The 24,217-nt window shown below is 60.0% G+C and carries 22 protein-coding genes and 3 pseudogenes; 14 read left to right on the top strand and 11 right to left on the bottom strand.

Annotation, left to right across the window (positions count from 1 at the left end; genetic code table 11):
* Positions 1–3: 3 nt before the first annotated feature.
* From trbF to EN853_RS30280, 5 genes and pseudogenes are all read left to right on the top strand, one after another.
* Complete coding sequence (gene trbF, locus EN853_RS30300; RefSeq protein ID WP_127862677.1) at positions 4–693, top strand: conjugal transfer protein TrbF; 690 nt, start codon at positions 4–6, stop codon at positions 691–693.
* Complete coding sequence (trbG, locus tag EN853_RS30295) at positions 690–1,739, top strand: P-type conjugative transfer protein TrbG (RefSeq protein ID WP_127862676.1); 1,050 nt, start codon at positions 690–692, stop codon at positions 1,737–1,739. Before trbF ends, trbG begins: the two co-directional genes overlap by 4 nt.
* Entirely contained in the window at positions 1,736–2,881 is a 1,146-nt protein-coding gene (locus EN853_RS30290; protein WP_189343924.1) for a TrbI/VirB10 family protein, read from the top strand. Before trbG ends, EN853_RS30290 begins: the two co-directional genes overlap by 4 nt.
* Before the next feature lies 1 nt (position 2,882).
* Positions 2,883–2,990 (top strand): annotated as a pseudogene (locus EN853_RS34865) (DUF2274 domain-containing protein); the annotation flags it as partial.
* 41 nt (positions 2,991–3,031) lie between these two features.
* On the top strand, positions 3,032–3,319 hold the full coding sequence (locus tag EN853_RS30280; RefSeq protein ID WP_127862674.1) for a DUF2274 domain-containing protein: 288 nt from the start codon (positions 3,032–3,034) through the stop codon (positions 3,317–3,319).
* Between the two features lie 70 nt (positions 3,320–3,389).
* On the opposite strand, the gene EN853_RS30275 is transcribed toward EN853_RS30280, so the two are convergent.
* The 8 genes and pseudogenes from EN853_RS30275 to EN853_RS30235 all read right to left on the bottom strand — a co-directional run bounded on the left by EN853_RS30275 (position 3,390) and on the right by EN853_RS30235 (position 11,593).
* Entirely contained in the window at positions 3,390–4,412 is a 1,023-nt protein-coding gene (locus EN853_RS30275; RefSeq protein WP_127862673.1) for an ABC transporter transmembrane domain-containing protein, read from the bottom strand.
* Entirely contained in the window at positions 4,409–5,038 is a 630-nt protein-coding gene (locus EN853_RS30270) for a cation-transporting P-type ATPase (RefSeq protein ID WP_245517235.1), read from the bottom strand. The genes EN853_RS30275 and EN853_RS30270 overlap by 4 nt, the downstream gene beginning before the upstream one ends.
* A 607-nt stretch (positions 5,039–5,645) precedes the next feature.
* On the bottom strand, positions 5,646–5,840 hold the full coding sequence (locus tag EN853_RS30260; protein WP_127862672.1) for a DUF6494 family protein: 195 nt from the start codon (positions 5,838–5,840) through the stop codon (positions 5,646–5,648).
* Between the two features lie 261 nt (positions 5,841–6,101).
* A complete protein-coding gene (locus tag EN853_RS30255; RefSeq protein WP_127862671.1) occupies positions 6,102–7,184 on the bottom strand; it encodes a site-2 protease family protein in 1,083 nt (360 codons plus the stop codon).
* Between the two features lie 412 nt (positions 7,185–7,596).
* Positions 7,597–8,594 (bottom strand): annotated as a pseudogene (locus EN853_RS30250) (extracellular solute-binding protein).
* Between the two features lie 137 nt (positions 8,595–8,731).
* Positions 8,732–9,511 (bottom strand): ABC transporter permease, encoded by a 780-nt coding sequence (locus EN853_RS30245; RefSeq protein ID WP_245517234.1) that lies wholly within the window; start codon positions 9,509–9,511, stop codon positions 8,732–8,734.
* A 76-nt stretch (positions 9,512–9,587) separates the two neighbouring features.
* Positions 9,588–10,421 carry an ABC transporter permease gene (locus tag EN853_RS30240; protein ID WP_245517233.1) on the bottom strand — a complete coding sequence of 278 codons (834 nt, stop codon included), beginning with the start codon at positions 10,419–10,421 and terminating at the stop codon, positions 9,588–9,590.
* A gap of 59 nt (positions 10,422–10,480) precedes the next feature.
* Positions 10,481–11,593 carry an ABC transporter ATP-binding protein gene (locus EN853_RS30235; RefSeq protein WP_127862669.1) on the bottom strand — a complete coding sequence of 371 codons (1,113 nt, stop codon included), beginning with the start codon at positions 11,591–11,593 and terminating at the stop codon, positions 10,481–10,483.
* Positions 11,594–11,807: 214 nt separating this feature from the next.
* Here EN853_RS30235 and EN853_RS30230 point away from each other — a divergent pair, with 214 nt between their 5' ends.
* The 5 genes from EN853_RS30230 (at position 11,808) to EN853_RS30210 (ending at position 17,156) form a co-directional block, all read left to right on the top strand.
* The gene (locus EN853_RS30230; protein ID WP_127862688.1) at positions 11,808–12,491 is read left to right on the top strand and encodes a GntR family transcriptional regulator; all 684 of its coding nucleotides are present in this window, start codon (positions 11,808–11,810) and stop codon (positions 12,489–12,491) included.
* 102 nt (positions 12,492–12,593) lie between these two features.
* Positions 12,594–13,949 (top strand): aspartate aminotransferase family protein, encoded by a 1,356-nt coding sequence (locus tag EN853_RS30225; RefSeq protein WP_127862668.1) that lies wholly within the window; start codon positions 12,594–12,596, stop codon positions 13,947–13,949.
* On the top strand, positions 13,946–15,664 hold the full coding sequence (locus EN853_RS30220) for an acetolactate synthase catalytic subunit (RefSeq protein WP_127862667.1): 1,719 nt from the start codon (positions 13,946–13,948) through the stop codon (positions 15,662–15,664). Before EN853_RS30225 ends, EN853_RS30220 begins: the two co-directional genes overlap by 4 nt.
* A complete protein-coding gene (locus EN853_RS30215; RefSeq protein ID WP_127862666.1) occupies positions 15,661–16,434 on the top strand; it encodes an SDR family oxidoreductase in 774 nt (257 codons plus the stop codon). The genes EN853_RS30220 and EN853_RS30215 overlap by 4 nt, the downstream gene beginning before the upstream one ends.
* A gap of 14 nt (positions 16,435–16,448) precedes the next feature.
* Positions 16,449–17,156, top strand: coding sequence for a response regulator transcription factor (locus EN853_RS30210; RefSeq protein ID WP_127862665.1), 708 nt, complete (start codon positions 16,449–16,451; stop codon positions 17,154–17,156).
* Positions 17,157–17,733: 577 nt separating this feature from the next.
* On the opposite strand, the gene EN853_RS30200 is transcribed toward EN853_RS30210, so the two are convergent.
* The gene (locus EN853_RS30200) at positions 17,734–18,903 is read right to left on the bottom strand and encodes a Fic family protein (RefSeq protein WP_127862663.1); all 1,170 of its coding nucleotides are present in this window, start codon (positions 18,901–18,903) and stop codon (positions 17,734–17,736) included.
* Between the two features lie 335 nt (positions 18,904–19,238).
* On the opposite strand from EN853_RS30200, the gene EN853_RS30195 reads away from it, so the two are divergent.
* On the top strand, positions 19,239–19,808 hold the full coding sequence (locus tag EN853_RS30195) for a hypothetical protein (RefSeq protein WP_127862687.1): 570 nt from the start codon (positions 19,239–19,241) through the stop codon (positions 19,806–19,808).
* Complete coding sequence (locus EN853_RS30190; RefSeq protein ID WP_127862662.1) at positions 19,805–20,509, top strand: hypothetical protein; 705 nt, start codon at positions 19,805–19,807, stop codon at positions 20,507–20,509. The genes EN853_RS30195 and EN853_RS30190 overlap by 4 nt, the downstream gene beginning before the upstream one ends.
* Before the next feature lie 327 nt (positions 20,510–20,836).
* On the opposite strand, the gene EN853_RS30185 is transcribed toward EN853_RS30190, so the two are convergent.
* Positions 20,837–22,012: an ATP-binding protein gene (locus EN853_RS30185; RefSeq protein ID WP_127862661.1), complete on the bottom strand. Its 1,176-nt coding sequence runs from the start codon at positions 22,010–22,012 to the stop codon at positions 20,837–20,839.
* A 393-nt stretch (positions 22,013–22,405) separates the two neighbouring features.
* Here EN853_RS30185 and EN853_RS34860 point away from each other — a divergent pair.
* Positions 22,406–22,791, top strand: a pseudogene (locus tag EN853_RS34860) (7-keto-8-aminopelargonate synthetase); the annotation flags it as partial.
* Positions 22,792–22,817: 26 nt separating this feature from the next.
* On the opposite strand, the gene EN853_RS30175 reads toward EN853_RS34860, so the two are convergent.
* A complete protein-coding gene (locus EN853_RS30175) occupies positions 22,818–23,969 on the bottom strand; it encodes an acyltransferase (RefSeq protein ID WP_167524655.1) in 1,152 nt (383 codons plus the stop codon).
* Positions 23,970–24,095: 126 nt separating this feature from the next.
* On the opposite strand from EN853_RS30175, the gene EN853_RS30170 reads away from it, so the two are divergent.
* Positions 24,096–24,217: leucine zipper domain-containing protein (locus EN853_RS30170; protein WP_245474027.1), on the top strand; the 122-nt coding region annotated here is incomplete at its 3' end.

Here is a 24,217-nt window from a genome sequence, read left to right as displayed (position 1 = left end):
CCAATGAACATCTTTCGAAGACCAACCGTCCACTACGGCAAGACACCTTTACCGGAGACGCCTTACCAGAAGGCAGCGCAGGTTTGGGATGAGCGCATAGGCTCTGCGCGCGTGCAGGCCAAGAACTGGCGCTACATGGCCTTTGGATCGCTGATCCTGTCGGCTAGCCTCGCCGGCTCTCTTGTGTGGCAGTCCGCCCGAGGCTCGGTCGTACCCTGGGTGGTTGAGGTCGATAAGCTCGGACAGGTGCAGACGGTCGCGCCTGCGACCACCGACTACAAGCCGACCGATCCGCAAATAGCATGGCATCTCGCCCGCTTCGTCGAGCAGGTCCGATCAATCCCGGCCGATCCGATCATCGTGCGCCAGAACTGGCTACGCGCCTATGAATGGACGACCGACCAGGGTGCTGCGGCCCTCAACGACTATGCCCGCGCCAACGAACCCTTCTCCAAGATCGGCAAGCAGCAGGTCGCGGTCGAAGTTTCCTCGGTCATCCGCGCTTCGGCCGATTCCTTCCGCGTCGCCTGGACCGAGCGTCACTACGAAAATGGCCAGCTCTTAGCCACCGAGCACTGGACCGCCATCCTGACAATCGTGGTCCAGCCGCCAGCCGACGCCGAACGGCTTCGGGCCAATCCGCTCGGCATCTACGTCAACGCCCTCAACTGGTCTCGGGAGATGAGCCAATGAATATGGCATTGGGTGTTGTCGCGACTCCGGCTGCATTCGCCGTGGTACTGATTTCGGGGTCTTTGCTCGCGGGCTGCGCAACGCTGCAGAAGCCGCCGCAGATCACCTACGATGCCTTCGTGCCGCCGCTACCAACGGTCCCAGCTGTCGCGACTGATCAGAAGCCGAAACCGTTGCATGTCCCGCCGAGCTGGTCCCCGACGCGTGGCGGTGCCGCCGGCAATACACCGACGGCGCGTGTCGAAAATGCCAACGCGGCCGCTCGCGTCCAGCCGCGGCGCGAGGGCTATTACAACGCCATCCAGATATATCCTTGGAGCGAAGGCGCGCTTTACCAGGTCTATGCCGCGCCCGGGCAGATAACGGACATCGCCCTCGAGCCCGGCGAGAGCCTGACCGGTACCGGCCCGATCGCGGCTGGCGACACCGCGCGCTGGATCATCGGCGATACCGAAAGCGGATCGGGGATCACCCGGCGCGTCCATGTGCTGGTTAAGCCCTCGCGCGCGGACATCACGACCAATCTCGTCATCACCACCGACCGGCGCAGCTACATGATCGAGTTGCGGGCGGATGAGAAGCCCTACATGCCGGCCGTGGCGTGGGCATACCCGGCCCAACCAGCCGGCCTGCGACAGCCCAGTCCCACAACGCCAATTGTCCCCGACGTTACTGCACGCAACTATCGATATCGCCTCACCGGCGACACGCCGGCGTGGAGGCCTGTCGCCATCTACGACGACGGCAGGCGCGTCTACGTCGAGTTTCCGCGCGGAATCGTGCAGGGCGAGATGCCGCCGATCTTTGTCATTGGTCCGGACGGCGAACCCCAGGTCGTCAACAGTCGTGTCTATCACAACGCTCTGATCGTCGACCGGCTCTTTGCCGCTGCTGAACTTCGTCTTGGCAGCGGCAAGCGGCAACAGACCGTCAGGATCTTGCGTAGTGATGGGGCGCCAATCCGTCGACTGCCGCCGATGCCAGGCTCCGGTGCAGCACCGAAAGATACCAACGTACCGGGGCAGCGGGGAGGGCAGGGCTCGTGAACGAGAACGAAACAGCCGCTCAGCCGATGCGGCTGCGCGCCGAGCCGTCGCGTGTGACCCGGCTGTCACGCAAAGTTCTCGCAGGCATAGGCTGCGTCGCCTCGCTCGCCATCGGAGGCTCACTGATATATGCGCTTCAGAGCCGCAATATCAGCACTGACGGTAAGGAGCTCTATTCGACCTCCAATCGACAGCCCGCCGACGGCCTGGCTGGCCTGCCACGCGACTATACCGGTCCGGTCCTTGGGCCGCCGCTGCCCGGCGATCTCGGCCGGCCGCTGCTTGATGCTCAGAACAGGGGACAGCCCGTGGCGCCGCCGACAATGGCAACGCCAACAGTCGACGAGGCCGAACAGCGCAGGCGAACTGAAGAGGAGGCGGCCCGCACCTCTCGCGTCTTCTTCCAGACAGCGGCTGTGACCGGGGCTGCCGCCGAACCTCCAGGTAGTGTTGCTGGGCCACCCGATTTCTCCGGTCTGGGTCCCGCCGGCCAAACACTGCAGGACCGCCAGCTCGCCTTCTTCAATGTTGCCGCCGATAGACGCACTGTGGCGCCCGACCGCGTTGTGACTCCGGCATCGCCCTACGTGCTTCAGGCTGGTGCCGTTATACCAGCCGCTCTCCTCACCGGTATCCGCTCCGATCTGCCTGGTCAGATCTCGGCCCAGGTGACGGAGAACGTCTACGACAGTCCGACAGGACGGGCGCTTCTGATCCCGCAGGGCACCCGGGTGATCGGTCAATACGACAATGGAGTCGGGTTCGGACAACGACGGGTGCTACTGGTTTGGAGCAGGCTCATCTTTCCGGACGGCCGATCCATCGTTCTGGAGAGGCAACCTGGCACGGACTGGCAGGGCTATGCCGGCGTCGAAGATGGTGTCGACTACCACTGGGGCGAAATGTTCAAGGCGGCCGCGCTCTCGACCATACTCAGCATTGGGGCACAGGCTGGCTCATCGGGCCAGGAGAGCGACATCGTGCGGGCCTTGCGAAGCGGCGCTTCCGATAGCGTCAGCCAGGCCGGCCAGCAGATCGTCCAACGCCAGCTCGAAATAGCGCCGACACTGACGATACGGCCGGGTTTCCCCGTACGCGTCCTCGTCACGCGCGACCTCATGCTCGAACCCTATGGAGGATGAAATGGCCAAGCTGAAGCTGACGCCCATTGCCGACGACAAGCCCGGCAAAGTCACAGTTGAATTGCCCGCGCGCCTTAATCGCAACCTAGCCAGATACGCGGCCTATCTGAACAGTCAACATGTCTTTGTCTCACAAGCAGGAGGTGAACAATGCCGGATCTGAGGCTCGGCCGTCTGCCGAAAGTTGGCGTTGTCCGCATGACCATCGTCCTGCCGGAGCCGCTCAAGGAGGAACTCGATCAGTATGCGGCCGAGTACGGAAGGCTGTACGAGCCCGTAGACACCGCAGCCCTGATCCCGCACATGCTGGAAGCCTTCGTCCATTCGGATCGCGGTTGGCGCAGCCGTAAGGCGAAGGCCGGCCGAGCCCGTCAACGAGGGGCATCTCCAGCCAGCGGTGAAACGCGAAGCGGTACCCAAGGGGACAGCTCCGCCTGAAGCTGTCCTGGTGGCTTTACCCTAAGCCCAGCACCAGTTCCGGCAACAGGCTGGCCCACAAGATCATCGATCAATTCTGGCTGTGCGCGGAATGTCCGGTTTGCGCGGGATGATCGCCGTCGACCCACTGGACGATCATCCGGAATTGCACTTTCGCTTGCGAATACGAGCGATAGAAGTCGAGCAGTTCCCCCGTGGGCTCCGACAAGCGTTGGAAGCCCGAAATGAAGGCAACGACCGTGCCGATCGTCGTCTGTCCGCGGATCACAAGATAGCCGCCAACGATCAGGACCATCAGCGACCCCACCGCGTTGGCTATGTTCAGCAACGTCTTCAGCCCGAATTTCAACAAATAGAATTCAATGCGGGTGCTGAAGATCGTGCGTATGGTGCGAAAGGCTGCTCGGCGCTTCGTCGAGTGGCTGGCGAAGGCATTGACTGTTTGGTTGCCAAGCTTTCGGACCAGCGCGACCTGCCGTTCCACGAGTGTGTTCAGGTCCTTCTGCATGTAAAGCGCAAGCAGGATCTGCGGCAGGAGTGACACGCCGCTGACCAGAGCGATCACCGGCTGCATGTAGATCATGTAACACGCGACGGAGATCATCAGCGTGACGTTGACTACGCATTCAGAGATGCTGGTGCCGACAAATCCGCCAACATAGTCGATCTCGTTGCCGATGATGCCGGCGGTCTGACCACTCCTTGCGTGCTCGCGCGCGGACCTTTGCGTGGCGACGAGAGCGAGTTGGTCTCGGGCCGTCTTCACCACGCTCTCTCCGACCCAGCCCTGATAGACGATCAGTGCGTATTTCAGCCCCGCATGCAGGAGTATAGCCCCAAGATACAAGCCGCCGAGCATCAGGAGCGTTCGCACGTTCTTGTCGGCAATCGCCACATCGACGACCCGTCTCTGCAGGTCGATGGGGATAAAGTTGGCCAACGCAACCGAAATTGCGATCACGCTGACATAGACCTGTTGCATGCCGCTGGCGCGCCGGACAAAACTGGGAAACTTCTCGCCAGGGCGCATCGCGTGGGCCGTTGGCTCAAACGGGGTGAAGCGCCGCGCAATTGTCGCGAAAATTCCGCTCACCTTCGGTGCGCCCCCGTCGCCTCCATTTCCGGTCCGGCCGATAAGGGCAACGCACCTTGTCGGTGACCAGCTGAACGGGCATCCTCAATCAGGCCCGCAACCATCACTCGGCCATGCCTTGCGCGCCGGCGTGGTCCCGAGTGGTGCCGGTCGTCTCCGAAGAAGAGCCTCTTCGACCATTCCGAGACCAGGGCATCGGCGATCGCGATGCGCTGCTTCAACGCGTTGACCGCGCGAGACGCGCTGTATTTCGGACTGAAGCCGAGACCGCAACTCGCTAGGATGATTGCTCCGATGATGACGGCCTCGCGGCCTTCACCGACAAAACCGGCAACGATCGCCGCGACGATCAGGATCAGAACCAGCGGATTGCGAAACTGCCACAACAGGACCGCCAGCGCTTGTTCTCGCCTCTGATCGGTGAACGTGTTTGGCCTGTAGCGCGAAAACCCGTTGCACCCCTCGGTCGAAGTCAGTGCGGTAGGCCGAGAGCGGCATTCCTGCAGCACCTCGATAGCCGGTCGCGACCCGTGGGGCTCGCCCACGCCGCGCCACGTTGGGGAGGCTGAGTTCTCGATCATCAGGGCTTGATAGCGAAGAAGGCCGCGAGCCCCCTTGATCGGCATCAAGGCCGGGAGAATTTAGATCCGAGCTGAAGCAGGCAGGCTGCGTGATAGATGCGAAGGAGAGCTCATCAGACCGTTGCGTGAACCGCGACCATCGTCCCTGTCGGAACCGCTGCTAGGACAGGCTTACGCAAGGCAGGCCAGATCGGTGAAGTAAATCTCCGGGGTAAGACCTCCTTCGGCGCCGTTGATCATCGGGACGGGCTCGATTGCTGGCCTACACCTATGTCGTTCGCGGGACGCCCATGCTCGTCCACCTCTTCTGCTCTACTACGGCCTCGGCCAGATGGAAGCAGTGAGAGCGAGTGCCTTTTTGAGCCGGTTTCGGTCAGCCAGGTGGTGCGGGAGCTTGGCCGGAAAGAGGAGGCAACCGGCGACGGCCCGGCGTGGCCGCCGGCCAATGTCGACGTCGAATGAGCGGCGCGCAGTTCGCAACAGGCCGGGGGTCTCGTATTCGCTTGTATTCGAAATGCGCCGGTCGGGCCGATAGCCAAGAGAATGGTGAGCGGTATTGTGTGGATCCGACCAGACCCCATTCCAACTGCTAATCCGTCTCTACGCTTTCGGCCGTGTCCACGTTTCGATAGTCTAGGTCGCCTCGCCCGGCTTATGGAAGTTCGATCTCGCCGTCCACCACGTGGTTGAGGCCGGTGCCTTCCGCCGTCAACGTCATGCGGACGTTCAACTTCTTCTCGCCGCCGATTTGCCCTTCACGCGCAATCTCCTCGATCTTGCGCTGAGAGGTCACGCCGACCTCCTTCAGAAACTTGCGGATCGACATGTTGAAGGCGTCTTCGCTCATGGCGGAACTCCTTTGTGTCCGGAAGAGATTGTAAGGGAAGGCAAGGGATCAAGGAAGCGGGACGCCATAGGTATCGCGGAAAATGATCGTTTTAGGTTCTGTTGGGCTAATCTTGTCACAACCAGTTTCCATCGCGCTCCCGAGCTCAGTGTTGTGGTCTGAGAATGCCGCTCACATCCAGAAACTTGGAAAATGCCCTGCGCATGCCTGCAGGTCACGCGCTAGACATATATGCTTGGATGTAGCCTGCCCGAGGCGATGTCAGCTTGCGACGGCGCTGCGCAGCAGCATGAGCTCGCCGATGTTTTCGATGATGACGTAGCCGACCAAACTGCCCCTGGCATCCACCACGCCGACGGCAGGTGCAGCTCCCTTCTTCAGGTGTTCGAGCGCCTTGGTGAGCTTCTCATGGTCGCGCACCACCGGGATATTTGCCGCCATTGCCTCGATCACAGGAGCTTGACCGCCGCGCTGCTGGAGGCCGGCGACGAGCCCCGAGCGCGTCAGCACGCCGCGCAACCTGCCGCCATCATCGACGATCGGGAATTCGTGTTGCGTCGTGCGCAACAGGGCCTGTGCCGCCTCGTCGAGGGTCGCGGTCGTCGGCAGGCTTTCGAACCGGCTGATCATGACGTCGCGGACGTTAACGGCACGCGCTGCTGCCTCAAGCCCCATCGCCTGCGTTTCCGCAGTGGCGGCGAGGTAGACGAAGATCGCAACGAATATGAGCAGCACGTTGCCGGCGACGAGACCGATGAAGCCGAAGGCGAAGGCGGCGAACTGACCAACGGTCCCTGCAATCTCCGTCGCGCGCACGCGGTTGTAGCGCGTGGCGAGCAAGGCGCGCAGCACGCGCCCGCCATCCATCGGAAAGGCCGGAATGAGGTTGAACAGGACCAGCCAGATGTTGACGGCGGCGAGGCGAGCAACGAACGCGGCATGCGGATTATCCATTGACGTCAGCGCGTCGATACCGACGGTGGTGCCGAGCGCGACGACGAGGAAAGAGGCAATGACGACATTGACCAGCGGACCGGCGAGCGCCACGACGATCTCTTCCGACGGCTTCTCGGGTAGCCGCTCCAGCTCGGCGACGCCGCCGATCGGCAAGAGCGTGATCTTTGGAGTTCGGATGCCGTAGCGCCTAGCGGCAGCGGCATGGCCAAGCTCATGCAATACCACGCAGGCGAACACGGCGCCGATGAAGCCGACGCCCTCGATCGCAGCCGACGTTCCACCCTCCTGGTAATAGGCGATGCCGATCCAGGCGAGCAACAGCAGGAAGGTCAGGTGGATGCGGATTTCGGTGTCGCCGACACGGAGGATCGGATAGGACCACTGCATGATGTGACTCCGTCCGGGTCGGGAAGGCAGGCCGCGCCCCGCCGAGCATGCCCCCGTTTGCTGTCGCGTCAAGTGCCGGGCAGAGGATCACCATGTCTGCGCGTTTGTATTGGCTCCTGCTAACGGCTTCTCTTGATTGTACCAGCGCCCTCTCGGCGACGCCGAAGCTTGCGGACATCTGACAGGGTTCCAGTTCCCATCCAGAGACAGCTTCTTGTCGAGAGCACCTTTACGAAGGCGAAACGCACAGCGGGGAGTTCAAGGCCAAGGACTGATGGCTGCAGGTTGCTGCCGCCGCTCAGGCGAAGCGCAATTGCAAAGGCAATTGACCGGCGCGCTCGCGGCGCCGGGTCATTGTGGTTCTTCTCGGCGAGATCCATCGGCGGACTATTGTCCCAACCTGAACTTCCAACTATCGAATCCAGTTATTCCAGCGTTCCAGCAGCATGGCCGCATTCGCGTTGATCCATTCGGCATCGGGCACGACGATCGAATTGCGGATGTCGTCGGCACTCGGCATCATTTTTCGTGCCTCATCCGACATCAACGCGATGGCTTCGCTGCTTGGCGGCGTACAGGACAGTACCTCACAGGCCTGCGCCTGTGCCTGTGGCGAGTTGAGCCAAAACGCGATCAACTTGAGCGCATTCTCCTGATGGGGGCCCCTTTGATGAGCGAGATACGATCGCCGACCAGGAACGACGCCCTGCTGGACCACGCAATCGGCAGCCCCTCGGTTTGCATCGCCTTTGCCCTCGTCAGCCAAATCTGGCCCAGCGAATACTCGTCGTTGCGGAAGCCTTGCACGCTTTGATCGCCGGTCTTCCACCACAGCGTGATCGACGGTCGAATCTGATCAAGCTTGGCCAGTGCGCGGTCGACATCGAGCGGAAACAATTTGTCCTTGGCAACGCCGTCCGCCAAAAGGGCGGCTGCCATGACGCGCCAGGGATCATCGAAGTTCGGAAAAGCTCGCCCGCCGGGGAACCTCTTCATGTCCCACATGTCCGCCCAGGTTTCGGGAACTGGCTCGCCCGCCTTGCCGGTCCGGTAGGCCAGAAGCGTAGCAGTCGACTGCAGCAGCGCGCCACCGGGCGCGCACGCGTTTGGACTGAGATCCTTTCGGTTGGCAAATTGCTGGCAGAACCCACTCAGATCCTCCGTTACCTGACGATGCGCCTCGGAAGCCGCCTGGATTTCTCCATCGAGATAGAGGTCCCAAGTGACATTTCCGGCCTTCACCATCGCGCTCGCCTTGGCGCGCATTTCGGCATTGGTGGCAACGACGGTCACGACTTGGATGCCGGTCTCCTTGGTGAAGGGATCGAACCATGCCGCCTTCAGCGCCCGGTCATAGGCACCTCCTGTCGAAGCAATGACCACCTGTTCAGTGGCCGATGCCCAATTCATGGATACGGCAAGCGGTATCAAGCATGCGAAGGCACATACCGGCAGCCGAAGCCGGGTGGCAGACAAGCGAATCCAGATCGATGACATGGCGCGGTTCTCCCTTTTTGATTTGATGTTTTTCGATTGGATCGTGCGCGCTATCGCCCGTCATTCGGCTGGCCAAACGCATGCGCCAGCGCCATGAGCAGCAGCGAAAGCCCGACGAAGGTCGTCGATGCAGCCGCAATCACCGGCGTGAGGTTGAAGTCTATGTCCTCAAACATCTTTCGGCCGATCGATTTGCCGTTGATGTCCGAGATGAAGAAGGCCACGGTCGCTTCATCGAAGGACGCAAGGAAAGCAAAGACCGAAGCCGCGAAGATGCCAGGCGCGATGTTGGGGAGCACAATCCGAAAGAAGGCCTGCGCGCGGTTTGCCCCACAGCTCAATGCGGCGAGCTCCAACGTCGGATCAAATCGCTGCAGCGATGCGCTAACGGTGATCACCACATAGGGAACCGCAAGAACGGTGTGAGCCACCAGGAAGCCCGTAAAGCTTCCTGTGAGCTGCAGGGGCGAAAAGACCAGGTAGAGGGCGACACCCAAGACGATGTGCGGGACGATCATCGGTCCAAGGGACATCGCCAGGAGCGTGTTCCTGAAGGGCAGGTTTCCACGCACGAGTGCCAGAGATGTCATGGTTCCAACAACTGTGGCGCTGAGCGTGGTCGCGATGGCAATCTTGAAGCTGAACCAGGTCGCAGCCATCCAGTCGGCATCGCTAAAGAACCTCCGGTACCAATCCACGGTCAATCCACGTGGTGGAAACTGCAGATAATCGGTCTGGCTGAGCGACATCGGCACGATGAGCAGCGTCGGCAGGACAAGGAAAAACAGCACAGTCCCGACGATCAGCCCGCTGCCCAGCAGCGCCGCCAGCCTGCGGAGCCGCAACGGAGCCGCGCGCTCGTATCGTCCTGCGCTGACGGGAAGGGCAGGCAGCCTGGGCGACTGGTCAATAAACACTGGACAATCCCTTGCTGAAGGAAAGTGACTTGCGAAACGCGACGACGATTAGAAGCGTGATGGCCAGCAGAACGGTCGACAGTGCCGCCGCGAAGGGCCAATCGAGCAGGACGGTGGTCTGTTGGCCGATCAGTGAGGCCATCATCATCGATTCAGGACCGCCCACCAAAGCAGGCGTAATGTAGAAACCAAGCGCAAGCACGAAGCACAGGATGGCACCGGCAAACACCCCGGGCAGGCTCAGCGGCAGAGTCACAAGGAAGAAGGCCTTGATCTTTCCAGCCCCAAGACTGTGCGCTGCCCGCACGTAATCGTTGGGTACTGCCCGAAGGGTCGAGAAGATCGGAAGAATGGCGAAAGGCAGCAGGACGTGCGTCATCGCAACGATCACGGCGCCTTGCGTGTAAAGCAGCTTGATCGGTCCTTGCGTCAGGCCTTCCGAGATGAGGACAGAGTTTATGAGGCCATTGCGCTGGAGGAGAACGATCCACGCATAGGAGCGGATCAAAACGGACGTCCACAAGGGGATGAGGACACATGCGGTTGTGAGTGCCGCGGCGCGCTTCCTGAGCCGCGCCATTGCGAGCGCGACTGGGTAGCCAAGAACGGTGCAGGCAAATGTCACCGAAACCGCAGTCACGACGCTGCTTGCAAGTACGGTCGCATAAAGCGGCTCTCGCAGCAGGCGACCATAGGTGGCCGACGGACCTGCCGAGAGACTGAGCATGATCAATCTGAGCAGCGGGTAGAGAAATCCGATCGCCAGGATCGCCATGGCAGGGGCAATCAGAATCCAGGACGCCGCCGGGGCGTAGCTTCGCATTGAACGAGCCCGCGGCCGCCCCTTCAGCCGCAACGATCGTGAGAAAGGTTGCGGCTGCCTCATGCGGCGAGCCTTTCCCTTGCCGGAAACGCCTGCAGCATCGCTTCGTCGAACGCTACGGCAACGAGTGCGCCTCGCTCAAGGCCGGCTATTTGATCGGCCGGCATCTGCACGCGCAGCACAATGCCTGGCAGTGCTTCCGGGCGGACAAGGACAATCTGCGTTGGCCCGACAAAGATGGAAGCCTCAACGGCGCCGGCCAACATTCCAGCCGCTTTGCCCGTCCTTGGCGCCAACTTGATGTGCTCGGGCCTGATGGCGAGGCACACTGCGCTACCCTTGGATGGGATTGCCAGTCTCCCGCCGCTAGTCGCTTTCAGCACGATGCCTTCGGCGACCTGAATCACGTGCTTGCCGGGTTCGCCGCCGACAAGAATGCCCGGGACGAAGTTCATCGCTCCGATGAAGTCCGCAACGAAAGCGCTGCTTGGACGACGGTAGAGTTCGGCCGGTGTTCCAATCTGCTGTAATGAGCCTTGATGCATGACCGCGACGCGATCGGACAGCGTCAGCGCCTCCTCCTGGTCATGCGTCACATAGATGACCGTAGCGCCGAGCCGCTCCTGGATGCGCTTGATCTCGATCTGCATGACCTCACGTAGCTTCTTGTCGAGCGCCCCAAGCGGTTCGTCCATCAAGATGACAGGAGGATCGAAAACGAGCGCGCGGGCGACCGCGACACGCTGCTGCTGGCCTCCCGACAGCTGGCTTGGATAGCGATCCCCGTGCTGCGGCAGCTGGACCAGTTCGAGCATCTCCTCCACGCGTGCAGCGATCGTCGATTTCGCAGCCCTGCGACGCATCTTGAGCGGAAAGGCGATGTTCTGCCTGACCGTCAGGTGCGGAAACAGCGCGTATTTCTGGAAAACCATTCCGATGTCGCGAAGGTAGGGCGGCAGGTAGGTAATGTCTTTGTCGCCGATGCGGATGGCCCCGCTGGAGGGAGGCTCAAATCCGGCGATCAGGGTCAAAAGTGACGTCTTGCCCGATCCGGAGGGGCCGACGATGGAGACGAATTCACCCGCGTCAATTTCCAGATCTGTTTCGTTCACCGCGACGATATCTCCGTAGCTCTTGCGGAGTCTGGAAAGGGTCAATGCCTGGCCTATCAATGCTGCCTCCTCTGTTGGTGGCGAAGGGTCCGGCGTCGCGTCAGGCCCCGCTGCCGGGGCGAGGCATCGCCCACCTGGATCCATGGTCTTGCTGCTCGTGACAGATGCGGGGAGCGCTGCTAAAAAGAAATTGATGCGACAATCTCTTTGCGAAAACTTCACACAATGTTTTTGTTGCATCAAAATTGAGCACTGTCAACAGAGATTGGAGGGAATGGTGCTGGATCTGAAGATGGCTGGTGCTGGTGGGCAGGGCGCCAGCCTGGGGGAGGCCGCCTATCGGGAAATGAAGGAACGCCTGATCCGCGGCAAATACCGGCCCGGCTACAAAATGACGGTTCGTGCTGTGGCTGAGGAGTTGGGAGTGAGCTCGACGCCGGCGCGCGATGCCATCAATCGGCTGACAAGCGAAGGTGCGCTGGTCTACGCGGGACCCAAGACCGTCATCGTGCCGGTCCTGGGCGAGTTGGACCTGAAGGAGCTGACGACGATCAGGATTGTCTTGGAGGGACTTGCTTCCGAGAAGGCTGCGCCTTTTGGATCGGAGCAACACATTGAAGCGCTTGGTCAAATTCAAGGCAGGATCAGTGGGGCTCTCGATGCCGGCAATTATGGCGAGGCGCTATGGCACAACAAGGAATTCCACTTTCACGTCTATGAGATGGCCGGGCTGCCGCATCTGGTGACGATGATCGAAAGCCTGTGGCTGCGCGTGGGGCCATCACTCTACAACCTCTATCCCGAGTTCGCTCAAGAAAGAAATGGCGTACGAAACCATCAGATGGCCATGGAAGCGCTTGCCGAGCGGGATGGCGCCGCGTTGCGGGCGGCCTTCGAGAACGACATTCGCGACGGTTATCGCCTGTTACGCCTTGCGGCCGGATCCGCCCGCATGTGATCTGATTTTTGTTGCATGGACTTGACGTGTCGCAATTTTGTTGCAACAAACTTGCGAAGTTCGCACGAAGGCGAACCTGAATTCCCACGGAAAGTCCCTTCCATGCCCTTGCAGAACACCAAAACGGGAAAGCCGGCGCCTGATCGCGCTCGGTCGTCCAATCTCTTTCGCCGTGGCCAGCGGGTGTTCCCCGCAGGCGTTACACGGGCGACCATCGAGAAAGATCCCCTGCCCATTTACCTTGAGAGAGGCGAGGGCGCCTATGTCGTTGATGTCGACGGTAATCGACTCCTCGATCTCAACAACAATTTCACGACCTTGATCCACGGACATGGCTTCGGCCCTGTGGTCGAGGCCATTGGTAGCGTGCTGCGGCAAGGCACGTGTTTTGCCAATCCCATGGAGCATGAAATCGCGCTCGCCGAGCTTTTGGTGTCGCGCATTCCTGCCGTCGAGCACGTGCGCTTTGTAAACACGGGCACCGAAGCGGTGATGTATGCCCTGAAGGCCGCGCGTGCCTTCACCGGACGCTCATCGATCGTGCGCTTCGAAGGCGCCTACCACGGTGGCTACGATTGGGCCGAGGCTGGACAGAACGGCGTCGGGGAGAGTGGGGTGTCGGGCAGGCGTCCGCCGAAGCTTGGCTATACGGGTGCGCCCAAGGCGATTGCCGACAGCGTGATCGTCCTTGATTTCAACGACGCCTCGGGCCTCGAAGCGGCTGTTGGTCCGGTAGCGGCTGAGGTCGCTGCCATCCTCGTGGATCTGATGCCGAGTCGAGCCGGGCTCCTGCACCCATCTGCCGACTTCATTGCGGCACTTACCGCAACGGCGCGCAAACACGGCATTCTCGTCGTTGCTGACGAGGTCCTCAACTTGCGCCAGGGATTAGCAGGCGCCTCGGCACGATACGGATTGGAACCTGACTTGGTCGCCGCCGGCAAGATCATCGGTGGCGGCTTTCCCATCGGCGCCATCGGCGGCCGAGCCGAGGTCATGGCGGTCTTCGGTAGCGACAACAAAGCGCCGCTTGTCTCGCAGGGCGGTACCTTCTCCGCGAATCCTGTCTCGATGATCGCTGGCCGGATCGCGATGGAAGCTTTGACGCCCGATGCCTTCGACCGTTTGGGCGAACTGGGCGATCGAGTGCGAAACGGTTTGACGCGGACGATCTCAAAAAGGGGGGCGCCGTTTTCGGTCTCCGGAGCCGCGTCGCTGTTCCGCATCCATCCAAAGAAGGATGTGCCGGCGACCTACAGGGCAGCGCAGATGTCGGCGCAAGAAGTCGCAATCATGCGCGCTTTGACCAGACATTTCCTCGCCCACGGCATCCTGTTGCCGTTCGGCGCAGCTGCCTGCCTTTCGACACCGATGACGGCTGCGGAGATGGACCGGGTTGTCGCCGTTTTCGATGATTTCCTTGCTCAATGTGAGCCAAGCGATGGAGACAAGCAATGACGCAATCGGCGCTCACCAAAACCACCGTTGCTGATCGGATCGCGGACGCGCTGAAGCGGCACGGTGTGGAGATGATCTTTGCCCAGAGCTTGCCCTCGGCTGTTATCCTTGCGGCCGAAGCGCGGGGCATTCGCCAAATCGCCTATCGGCAGGAGAACATGGGTGGCGCAATGTCTGACGGCTACGCGCGCCTGTCCGGCAAGGTCGGTGTGGTTGCGGCACAAAACGGCCCTGCGGCTGCCCTGCTCGTCGCGCCAATGGCCGAATGCCTCAAGGCAAGCATTCCTGTTGTAGCGCTTGTCCAGGATGTCGAACGCGACCAGACCGATCGCAATGCTTTCCAGGATTTCGATCAGATTGCCCTGTTTCAGTCTTGCACGAAATGGGTCAGGCGCCTGACCGTGGCGGAAAGGGTTGACGACTATATCGATGCGGCGTTTACCGCCGCCACGTCCGGCCGCTGCGGGCCGGTCGCCTTGCTTCTGCCGGCCGATTTGCTTCGATCCCCCGCGGTCAAGCAAGGCCGGCCTCGCGCAAGCTGCCTGGGACGCTGGCCGCTCGACCACTCGAGACCATCCGACATTGATCTACGGCGGGTCGCCGAACAGATCGCCAGCGCGCGCTCGCCGGTGATTGTTGCCGGCGGCGGCATCCATTGCAGCGGAGCGGCCGAGGAACTGGCGCGCCTTCAAGAAGAGGCTAGCATCGCTGTCTTCACGACCAATATGGGTAAAGGCGCTGTCAGCGAACGCCATCCGCTGTCAGCCGGAGTCCTCGGCGCACTGGTTGGACCGTGCTCGCTAGGCTTCTACAGCCGGCAACTCATGGAGGAGGCCGATCTCGTCTTACTTGTCGGCACACGAACCAACCAGAACGGCACCGACAGTTGGCGCCAGATTCCGACGACAGCCAGCATCGTCCATGTCGATATCGACCCGACCGAAGTAGGCCGCAACTATGAGGCAACCCGTCTGGTCGGTGACGCGTCCGGGACCCTGGCCGCCTTGCGGCAGGCGCTGTCGAGGAGCGACCTGACACAGCGAATGCTTTCGCGCCCGGTGGTCGAGGCAAAGATCGCTACCTTCTGGGAACAGTTCGAGCTTGCGACTGAACCTCGACGGACATCGCCCCAGTCGCCGATCCGGCCCGAACGTATCATGGCGGGGCTAGAGCGATTTCTTGAAAGGGACATCACCATCGTCGCGGATGCCAGCTATTCCTCGATGTGGATACTCGGGCAGTTGCGCGCACCGCGCGCCGGCGCCCGGTTCATCACACCGCGGGGATTGGCGGGACTGGGCTGGGGATTGCCCCTGGCACTGGGCGCCAAGGCTGCTCATCCCGATCGTCCAGTCGTTGCGGTCGTCGGAGACGGCGGTTTTGCGCACAGCTGGGCGGAGCTCGAGACGATGGTGCGCATGGATCTGCCGGTTACGATCATCGTTCTCAACAATGGAATACTAGGCTTTCAGCGCGACGCCGAGACCGTGAAATTCGGCAACTATACCTCCGCGTGTCATTTCTCGGCGGTGGATCATGCCGGCATTGCGAAAGCTTGTGGTTGTCCTTCGGTGCGCGTTGATGACCCGGCAGAGCTCCCCTCGGCCCTGAGGCGCGGGATCGAAGATGGTGGACCGCTTCTCATCGAGGTGATGACGGACCCGAATGCCCATCCGCCTTTGTCCCTGTTTGCCGAGATGGACGAGGCAGCATGACCGACCGTCCTCAACGCGTTGCCGTCGTGGCAGGGGGCAGCTCCGGCATTGGCCTGGCAACTGCCTCGAGCCTGCTGGAGCAGAACATCAATGTCGCTTTCTTCGGTCAAAGTTCCAACCATGTTGAATCGGCAAGGGAGAAACTGTCGGCGCGCGCTGATGGAGGGAAAATTTTAGCCCGCACCGTCGATGTGACGGTACGCTCCCAGATACTGAGGTTCTTCGAGGAATTGGCGAGCCTTTGGTCGATGCCCGACATCCTCGTCTATAGCGCGGGCATTTCACCAAAAGGACCTGGCGGTGCGACGCCTTTTGTCGAGGTCTCGGCTGAGGAATGGCAGTTGGTGCAGGCCGTCAATGTCACCGGTGCGATGCTGTGCTGCCAGGCGGTCCTGCCACAAATGCTCGAACGGGGATTCGGTCGCATCGTGCTGGTGGGCTCTGTTGCTGGTCGCACCATTCCCAGGATCGCTGGGGCCGCCTACGTCACCTCGAAGTCGGCGCTCTCTGGCTTGACCAGGGTGCTTGTAGCTAACAGTGCTGGCCGGGGTATCACCGTCAATCTTGTGGCGCCCGGGCGCATCGCCACTGACATGGCTGGACCACCCGATAGCGAAACCAACCGGGCGGCGCTTGCCCGCATTCCAGTCGGGCGCCTCGGCAAGCCCGACGATGTCGCCGCAGCAATTCGCTTCCTGGTATCCGACAGCGCCGGGTTCATCAACGGCGCGACCCTGGACGTCAACGGCGGAGAGTTTGCTCCGCTTTGAGGCCGGAGGGCAGGATGGAATTTCGCATTCTGATCTATTCTCGCGATGCGCAACTGTTCCTTCTTCTCCAGCACGTCCTGGCGACCGAAGGCTTCGTCGTTTCACTCGCTGGCGGGGCGAATGACATCCTGAAGCTGGTTTTCAATGACCGTGTCCGAGCGGTCGTTATCGACGGCTCCGCAACTCGCCTGGATTTGTATCCTTTCAGGGCCAAACATCCGCACGTCAGCTTCATTCTGCTTTTAAATCAGCCCGTCCCGCCACGGGGATTTGGCAGTGCGATGGCCGACGCGGATCTCGTACTGACACGACCGTTCGACCCATCCCTCCTCATCCAATTCCTTCGCCGCTTGCGTGTAGAAGCTGTGGTCACGAAACGTGGCACCAGATCAGCCGAAACCCCGTTGCGATTTGCCGATCTGGAGATGAACTCGACGACTGTGAAAGTGCGCCGAAACGGTCATGAGGTGCCGTTGACGGCCCTGCAGTTTCGGCTTCTGCGCCACCTTCTCAAGGATCCCGAAGTCGTTCAGTCCCGCGATGCCTTGATTGCTGCGTGCTGGTCTCGGGAAGCTGAAGTCGAACCGAGGACAGTCGATATCCACATGGGCCACATACGCAGGGCGCTCAAGAAATATGGACCGGACCTGATCCGAACCGTACGCTCACATGGCTATGCGCTGGCGGCTGAGGCGTCGCCTGACAATCACCCTTTAACTTGATGCGTAGACCGCTCACCCGTCCGGGGGCTCAACCTGCGTCGCCGACAGGCGCGCACCTAATTGCGGAGGCGACGAAAGATCCGAAGCCAGAAGCTGTACTCGTCCTTTTTGTTCTCGAACCACGCCTCAAGCGCGCAGAATGCAACAGCGGTTGGGGCATCACTGCCGTAAAGTTTGGCTGCGTGTTCAATTATCGAAGCCTCGACAATTTCAGTGGTTTTGGCGCCAAGCGACTGGCCAACAACACAACACGCAAGATGGGGATAAGAATTTCGAGACAAGCACAACCTCCCGCGTCCGACGCAGGGAAAGGAATTTTGGGCCGGACGTTGGTGCTCCACTATGAGCCGTGCGGATACCGCACCGTCCCAGGCATGTGCTTGGACGCCCAACCTACCGCTCAGAAACAATTGCTTCAAGCGATTGACTGAGATTACTATTTTTGTCCGAACCGACAGGTTTCCGGAATATCTGGTCGTTAAGCTGCCAATCGACCGCTCACGCAGTGCGCGGCGGCTGGCGACCGTTCCGGTCCTTCACGAAACAAATTTCGTCCCCGGTCGTTTGCCCGCGTGTATCAGAGCCGTCGAGGCTCCGTGCCTTCCGCCAAGCGATCCAGGTACGCTTGATAAGCAAAGACTCGATGTCGCTGTTTCCCGGTCACTTCGCGAACGATGCCGATCGAGATCAGGTGCCCAAGCGCTGAATTGATCGTCGGTTCGGATAGGGACAGTTCTTGGGCTGCCTTTTGGATGGTCACGATCGCGCGACGCTGGAGGAGCCCATGCACCATACCCGCCGAGCCTGCGGCCCGGCCTAAGTCCTGAATTTGCCGTGCGTCCGACTCAAACAGGCGCAGCAGGTCTTGAGCGGTCTTGGCCGCTTGGTCGGCGGTCTCGATAACGCCTTCCAGGAAAAACGACAGCCAGCTTTCCCAATCGCCCGCCATTCTCACCCGCTGCAGCAGATCATAGTAGGTGCTGCGGTGTGTCTTGAAATAGAGGCTGAGATAGAGGGTGGGTTCCCTGAGCACATTGTTGGCGCACAGGAACAGTGTGATCAGAAGTCGCCCAAGGCGGCCGTTGCCGTCAAGAAAAGGATGGATCGTCTCGAATTGGACATGCGCCAAAGCCGCCTTGACGATGTTCGGCAGCCGGTCGTCAGTGTGAAGGAATTTCTCGAAGGCATCGAGACATTGCATCAACTGGTCTGGAGGAGGGGGAACGAACATCGCGTTGCCTGGCCGGGTTCCACCGATCCAGTTCTGCGATTGTCTGAATTCACCAGGTTGCGATGAAGCACCGCGTCCCGCCTTGAGGAGGACGCCGTGCATTTCGCGGATGAGCCGGAGCGAAAGCGGAAATCCACCTCGCATCCGATCGAGGCCGTATTCAAGAGCGGCGATGTAGTTGGAGACCTCCTCGACGTCGTTCAGAGGCACGAGCGGCAATTCATCCGCCTCAAATAGCAAGAGATCGGAAAGCGAGGACTGGGTGCCTTCGATTTGGGATGACAGCAGTGCCTCTTTGCGTACATACATGAAGATGAACAAGGGCGGCGCTGGAAGAATGGAAGTGACGCCGTCCAGACGTCCCAGAGCGAGGTTCGCGCGCTCTATGAGTTCCGAAAATGTGCCGAGGTCTATCGGTGGCTTGGGGGGCAATGGTGGTGGCATGGATGCCCGCACTTTCTCGCCCGCAACTGATGTCTCGATCCAGTGGCCAAGACGACTGTCCCGATCCGACATAGCACAAGGATCCTTTCGTTGGCTTTTATCTAACAAAAGGATAAAGGCTAATCCTTTTGTTAGAAAGCCGTTTGTATATGGTTCGTTCCCTTTTTTGCAGACCTCGCCGAGGTTCCGCAGTCGGACGGAGTGGCGCCTGGGCTGATGGCGCGCACCGGGTGCTCGTGAACCGAGCCCGCTTCTCTTCGACTGGCTCAGGTGGTCACGACCTATTGCCATACTGTGATATTTTCCCACGTTCCGGCTGGGCGCGCTCCCTTATTCATTGACATTAGGCCCCTTGATATGATTCGATGTCCTTGGTCCTAGGACAGAGGACAGGCGATATGAACGCGATGAAAAGTCAGGATATCGTTGTGCTTCTGAAGCTCGTGAGCATGCAGGAGCAAGAAGGGCTCGTTGGCCCCGGAGACCCTCATGGGAGATTCCAGGGCGACGATCCGTACTCTGTTCGCAGCCTGGAATCGCTTCTCGGCATCAGCAAGACCGAGATCAACGCCTCGATCAAACGAAGCCTCTCATCCGGGCTGGCCATCAAAGATCGAGATAGTGGCCGGGCCAATCCCAATCGCCGCAATCTTCATAACTTCATCGTTCATGGCCTGAAATTTGTATTCCCCGCTAACGTGGGCGCAATGAGCCGTGGGGTTCCGACCGCCTTTGCCGCGCCCATGCTGAAAGGGCTGCTGATAAGTGGGGGCGAGTACATCTACATATGGCCGTTTGCCGCAGGCCAAGACATGGGACAATCGGTCGAACCTCTATTCAAAAGCGTACCGGAAGCTGTGTTGAAAGATGATCGACTGTATGAATATCTGGCTCTCGTCGACGCGATCCGGCTCGGAAACCAGCGGGAGGCGTGGCTTGCGGAAGAACGACTTTCTGAGAGGCTGTTGAAGAGATGACCACCGTCAGAGGGCAGTTGCTTCTCATGTTGCAGACCGTCGCCGAGGCGCTGGGAGATGAGCTTCGGGATCGGCTGGTATTTGTTGGCGGATGTACGACCGCTCTGTTCATAACCGATGAAGTCACGCTTGAAGATGTCAGGGCAACGGACGATGTCGACCTCATTGTCGATCTGGCAGGATACGGAGAATGGGCGCACCTGCAGGAAGACTTGCGAGAAAGGGGATTTACCGAGTCGCAGGGCGATACCGTCATCTGCCGGATGCGGCTTGGGGAACTCAAAGTCGATTTTATGCCGGATGACCCGGACATCCTCGGATTCAGCAACCGCTGGTATGAAAAAGGCATCGAGACGGCTGTCACCTACGCCCTCACTGACCAGTTGAATATCAAGCGCTTGGCGCCGGAATTGTTCGTGGCGACCAAGCTTGAAGCCTATATTGGCCGCGGCGAGGGCGACCTCTTCATGAGCCGCGATCTGGAGGATATTCTCCTCATCATCGACGGCCGGCCGGAAATCGTTGCGGAAATCCTGGGCGCCGACGCTGAGGTCCGTCAATTCATTGTGGAGCAGTTCGCTGCGTTGTTGAAAGATTCCGATCTTGATTACTTCCTTGAGGGCAATGTTCGGGGGCCAGCAGGACGCGTGGACATCGTCCGCGACCGGTTCGTCAAGATAAGCCACACCGGTGGTGACTGACATAGCGGTGGAGATGCACTCCATGGCTGTCCGCGACTCAGGCGCGCCGCCTGACCCCGAAATTACCGGCCTCGTTGTGAACCCATGAACCTCAGGGGCTTCTACAATAGGGATTCTGAGCGCCAGATGCCCGAAGGCTTCAGATCGCTTCGCTTGCCGGCACCAATTCGACGGGCGCCGTCCGGCCTTAGCGTACGATCTGACCCCAATGAGCCCGGGGCGGGGAGCGTGCGCTCGATCAGGTCCTTGATTGATCAGGAATGGCCGCTCAGCCGGCCCTTCGACCTTTAAATGCCGGCTTAACCTGAGGGCCTAGTTGATCTGTGACTACGACTGTTGGCCTAGCAGCGATGCAAATTGCGTGAGCCCGATGGCGTCTATTTTCGGGGCCAGCGGATAGGAATCGGCTCCGGCATACACGACGAAAGTACGGTCCGGCCGAACATCTTCCAGGGCCATATGCAGTCCCTTTCCGAGTGAGGGGGACAGGCTGCGCTTTACTTCGATTGCCCAGACGCCGCGATTGGCTGGAAGCTGGAGGACAAGATCGATTTCGGCTCCGGCCGCGGTGCGGAAAAAGCTGGCGAGCGTGCCCGGAGGCGCCACCGAGATAAGATTCTCCAGGACGAAGCCTTCCCAACTGGCGCCGACGACCGGGTGGCCGGCGAGGCTGTCGGCCGTCTCTATGCCCAGCAGGGCATGTACAAGCCCGCTATCACGCACATAGACTTTCGGCGTCTTGACCAGGCGTTTGCCCGTATTGGCGTGCAGCGGCGGCAGCCGACGGATCAAAAGCAGGTCCACAAGCAGATCAACATAGGACGAAATGGTCGGTGCACTGACCGAAAGGTTGGCCGCTAGGCGCGACGCATTCAGCAGGCCCGCCTGATTGTGAGCAAGCATGGTCCACAATCGTTCGAGGGTTTGCGCCGGAATCCGTGGGCCGAATTGCGGCACGTCGCGCTCGAGATAGGTGCGGATGAAATTGCGTCGATACGCGAAGCTGTCGGCTTCCGAATGTGCCAGAAAGCTGTCCGGGAACCCGCCACGCAGCCAGAGACTTTCAACCGACAGCTTTTCTGAAGCGATCTCGAGCGCGTCCAGCGGGGTCATCTCGACATATTCGATGCGGCCGGCCAAGCTCTCGCCCGACTGACGCAGCAAGTCCATTGAGGCTGATCCCAGAAGCAGAAACCGACCTGTGCGGCGCCCACGCCGGCGTCCGGCATCGATCAGGCCTCGAAGCTCCTGGAATAGCTCCGGCACCCGATGGATCTCGTCCAGGATGACCAACCGGTCCTCATAGGCGCGCAGGAACAGTGCTGGATCCGATAACTTATTCCTGTCCTCGCGGGACTCCAGGTCGAGATAGAGTGCGTCCAGGTCTTCACCGATCTGCAAGGCGAGCGTTGTCTTGCCGACCTGACGTGGGCCGATGAGGGCGACCGCTGCTTGACGAGCAAGCGCCTCCCGAATTTGCGGTAGCACACGGCGGCTAATCATCCATGCAAATTAAAAGGCGATGTTTAAAATTGCAAGGATAAATGGAGCCAAAATGCGACTGCAATAGGCAGAAGTGCGGGCTGCTGACGGGCTACTACAAAACTCCAACGCGGTCGCACGCAGCTTTCAGGAAACGGCAAAGCGGATCTGGATGGCCGACACGCGGCCGCAAAGCCGCTGTTCCGATATGTTGGTTGCCTTAAGACCGACGCGCAGCCTTTTCGGCTTCATCATTCAGTCTCTCAAGCTGCAATCGGCAGATCTTCTCGATCCGATCGATCAGATCGGCGACGCGTTCGGAAAGCCAACTGAGGGCCTCCTTGGTGATCTCGAAGTGCCGCGAATAGCGCGCCTGGGCCGGCGCATGCAGCCTTCCGAAACACGGCTAGTCTTATCGAGGCCGCCGACACGCATTTCGAGGCCGCTCACTATCAGGGTTGTCATGGCGCTCTATGTCCGTCCTTCCGAGGGCCGGACAGTCATCTTGAACTACGACGGTCGCCAGATCGTCGACTTTGTTCGCTGCTCCTATCTCGGCCTGGACAAACCATCCGGCCATTGTCGCCGGCGCGGCGGACGCTGTCCGAAGCTCGGGCACGCTGCATTGGTCATGTGCCCGTACCCGGTTGAATTTCCCCAGCCTGGGCGAATTGGAAGCATCGCTCCTCCGATCTTTTCAACCCAAAGGTCGTCACCTACACTGCGGTGCTTGCCGCTAATTTGAGTGCCTGCCATTGATTGCCTCGGGACATCTCACCGGTGGCTACAAGCCAGTCATGGAACCTTGCGGAGGTGGGGGCGCAGCCTATTCGCCCGCCATAGAACCTTGTTCTAAAGGATACCGGTTCTGCTCTCGGAAGCTGCTTTCGGCGGATCGGAATTTGTTCGTTGGGCTGAATGCTGATTGGCCCAATCGTATGAACGGACGCTCAACATAACGCTCCGATAGATAGGACAACGGGATCGTTAGAGCTGTCACGACCACCCCAAAAAGTATTCCGAATATAGAGTAATTTTCTGCGATCCACTCCCAGCCGAGCACGGCGACAAAGAGAGGGAGCAGCGCCGATAGCACCACTGGGTGGGTCAGGTAGATCCCGTAGCTGAGGCGGCCGAGACTTGTCATCACTGGGTGGTCAAAAACCCGGGACCGCTCCCCGCTATGGAATAGAACCGCCACGGCCAAAAATGAAAGGCTCAGCTCAACTACCAGAGCGTTGATGTTCGCGACCGGAAGCAAAAACCGGATCCAAATCATTGCAAACAGCGCCACGAATACCAGCCATCCCGGCAGCCTTTTTACGTCTGTGCTGGACGTTACCGGAACGAGCATGCCCAGCGCAAAGGATGGAAGGGCAACATTCACAAGGCTTGAAGCAAAAGGCGCGCCGAGAAACAAGCAGGTCGTGGCCCAAAACAGAAATAAGACCGGAACGATGTTGCCAAATACCGAGCGGCCGAACGCCGTCAGCAGGATGAGGGGAACCATCAGCATTTCGGTCTGCAAGGTCCATGTCGCGCCATTTACATGGTTCGTGATAAGCAAACTGTTTTCAACCAGTTGTTTGATGGTGAACGGGACCGACCCATGACTGGGCGGATAGACCCAACTTAACAGCCCGAACCCGGCGATCATTACGATCAAGGCCGGATATATTCGAAGTATCCGACGCAACGTGAAGCGTATAGCGGTCCAAACGTCAAACCTGACCTCTCTATAGAGCGACGCCATGAGAACTGCGCCACTCAAGACGAAAAACAGGTTCACCGCCATCCCGCCGGCGAAGACAGACAGCAACGCTCTACCGGCAATATCAACGCCAGAAAGTGCGCTCAAAGGTGCGTTTAGAACCCGGGGAACGAGATGGGGGTCGGCTATATGGATGCAATGGTGAAAAACAACGCAAATCGCTGCAACACCGCGAAGGCTGTCTAGCTGCAGGTTGCGATTTGACATGCCGTTCATATTCCTTACGCGGACAGTGGTCGAGAAGCCTAGCTGTGAGCTTTCGGGAGGTTGTCCATTCGGACCGGACCGAGGAGACTGGAGTTACCACGCTTCAGCATCCATCGGAGGATCCGAATGAACATCCATAAGAATGCCCGTCTCACACCGCTGCGTCGAGAGGAGATGGCGCTGTCGGTGATAGAAGGCGCTTTCTCCAAAGCCCATGCGGCGCGTGTCTACGGCGTGTCGGCCAAGAT

This window comes from Mesorhizobium sp. M1C.F.Ca.ET.210.01.1.1 (assembly GCF_004791585.1).
Taxonomy (GTDB): Bacteria; Pseudomonadota; Alphaproteobacteria; order Rhizobiales; family Rhizobiaceae; genus Mesorhizobium.
The sequence above is the reverse complement of the archived record's forward strand: the minus strand, read 5'-3'. Positions and strand labels throughout refer to the sequence as shown.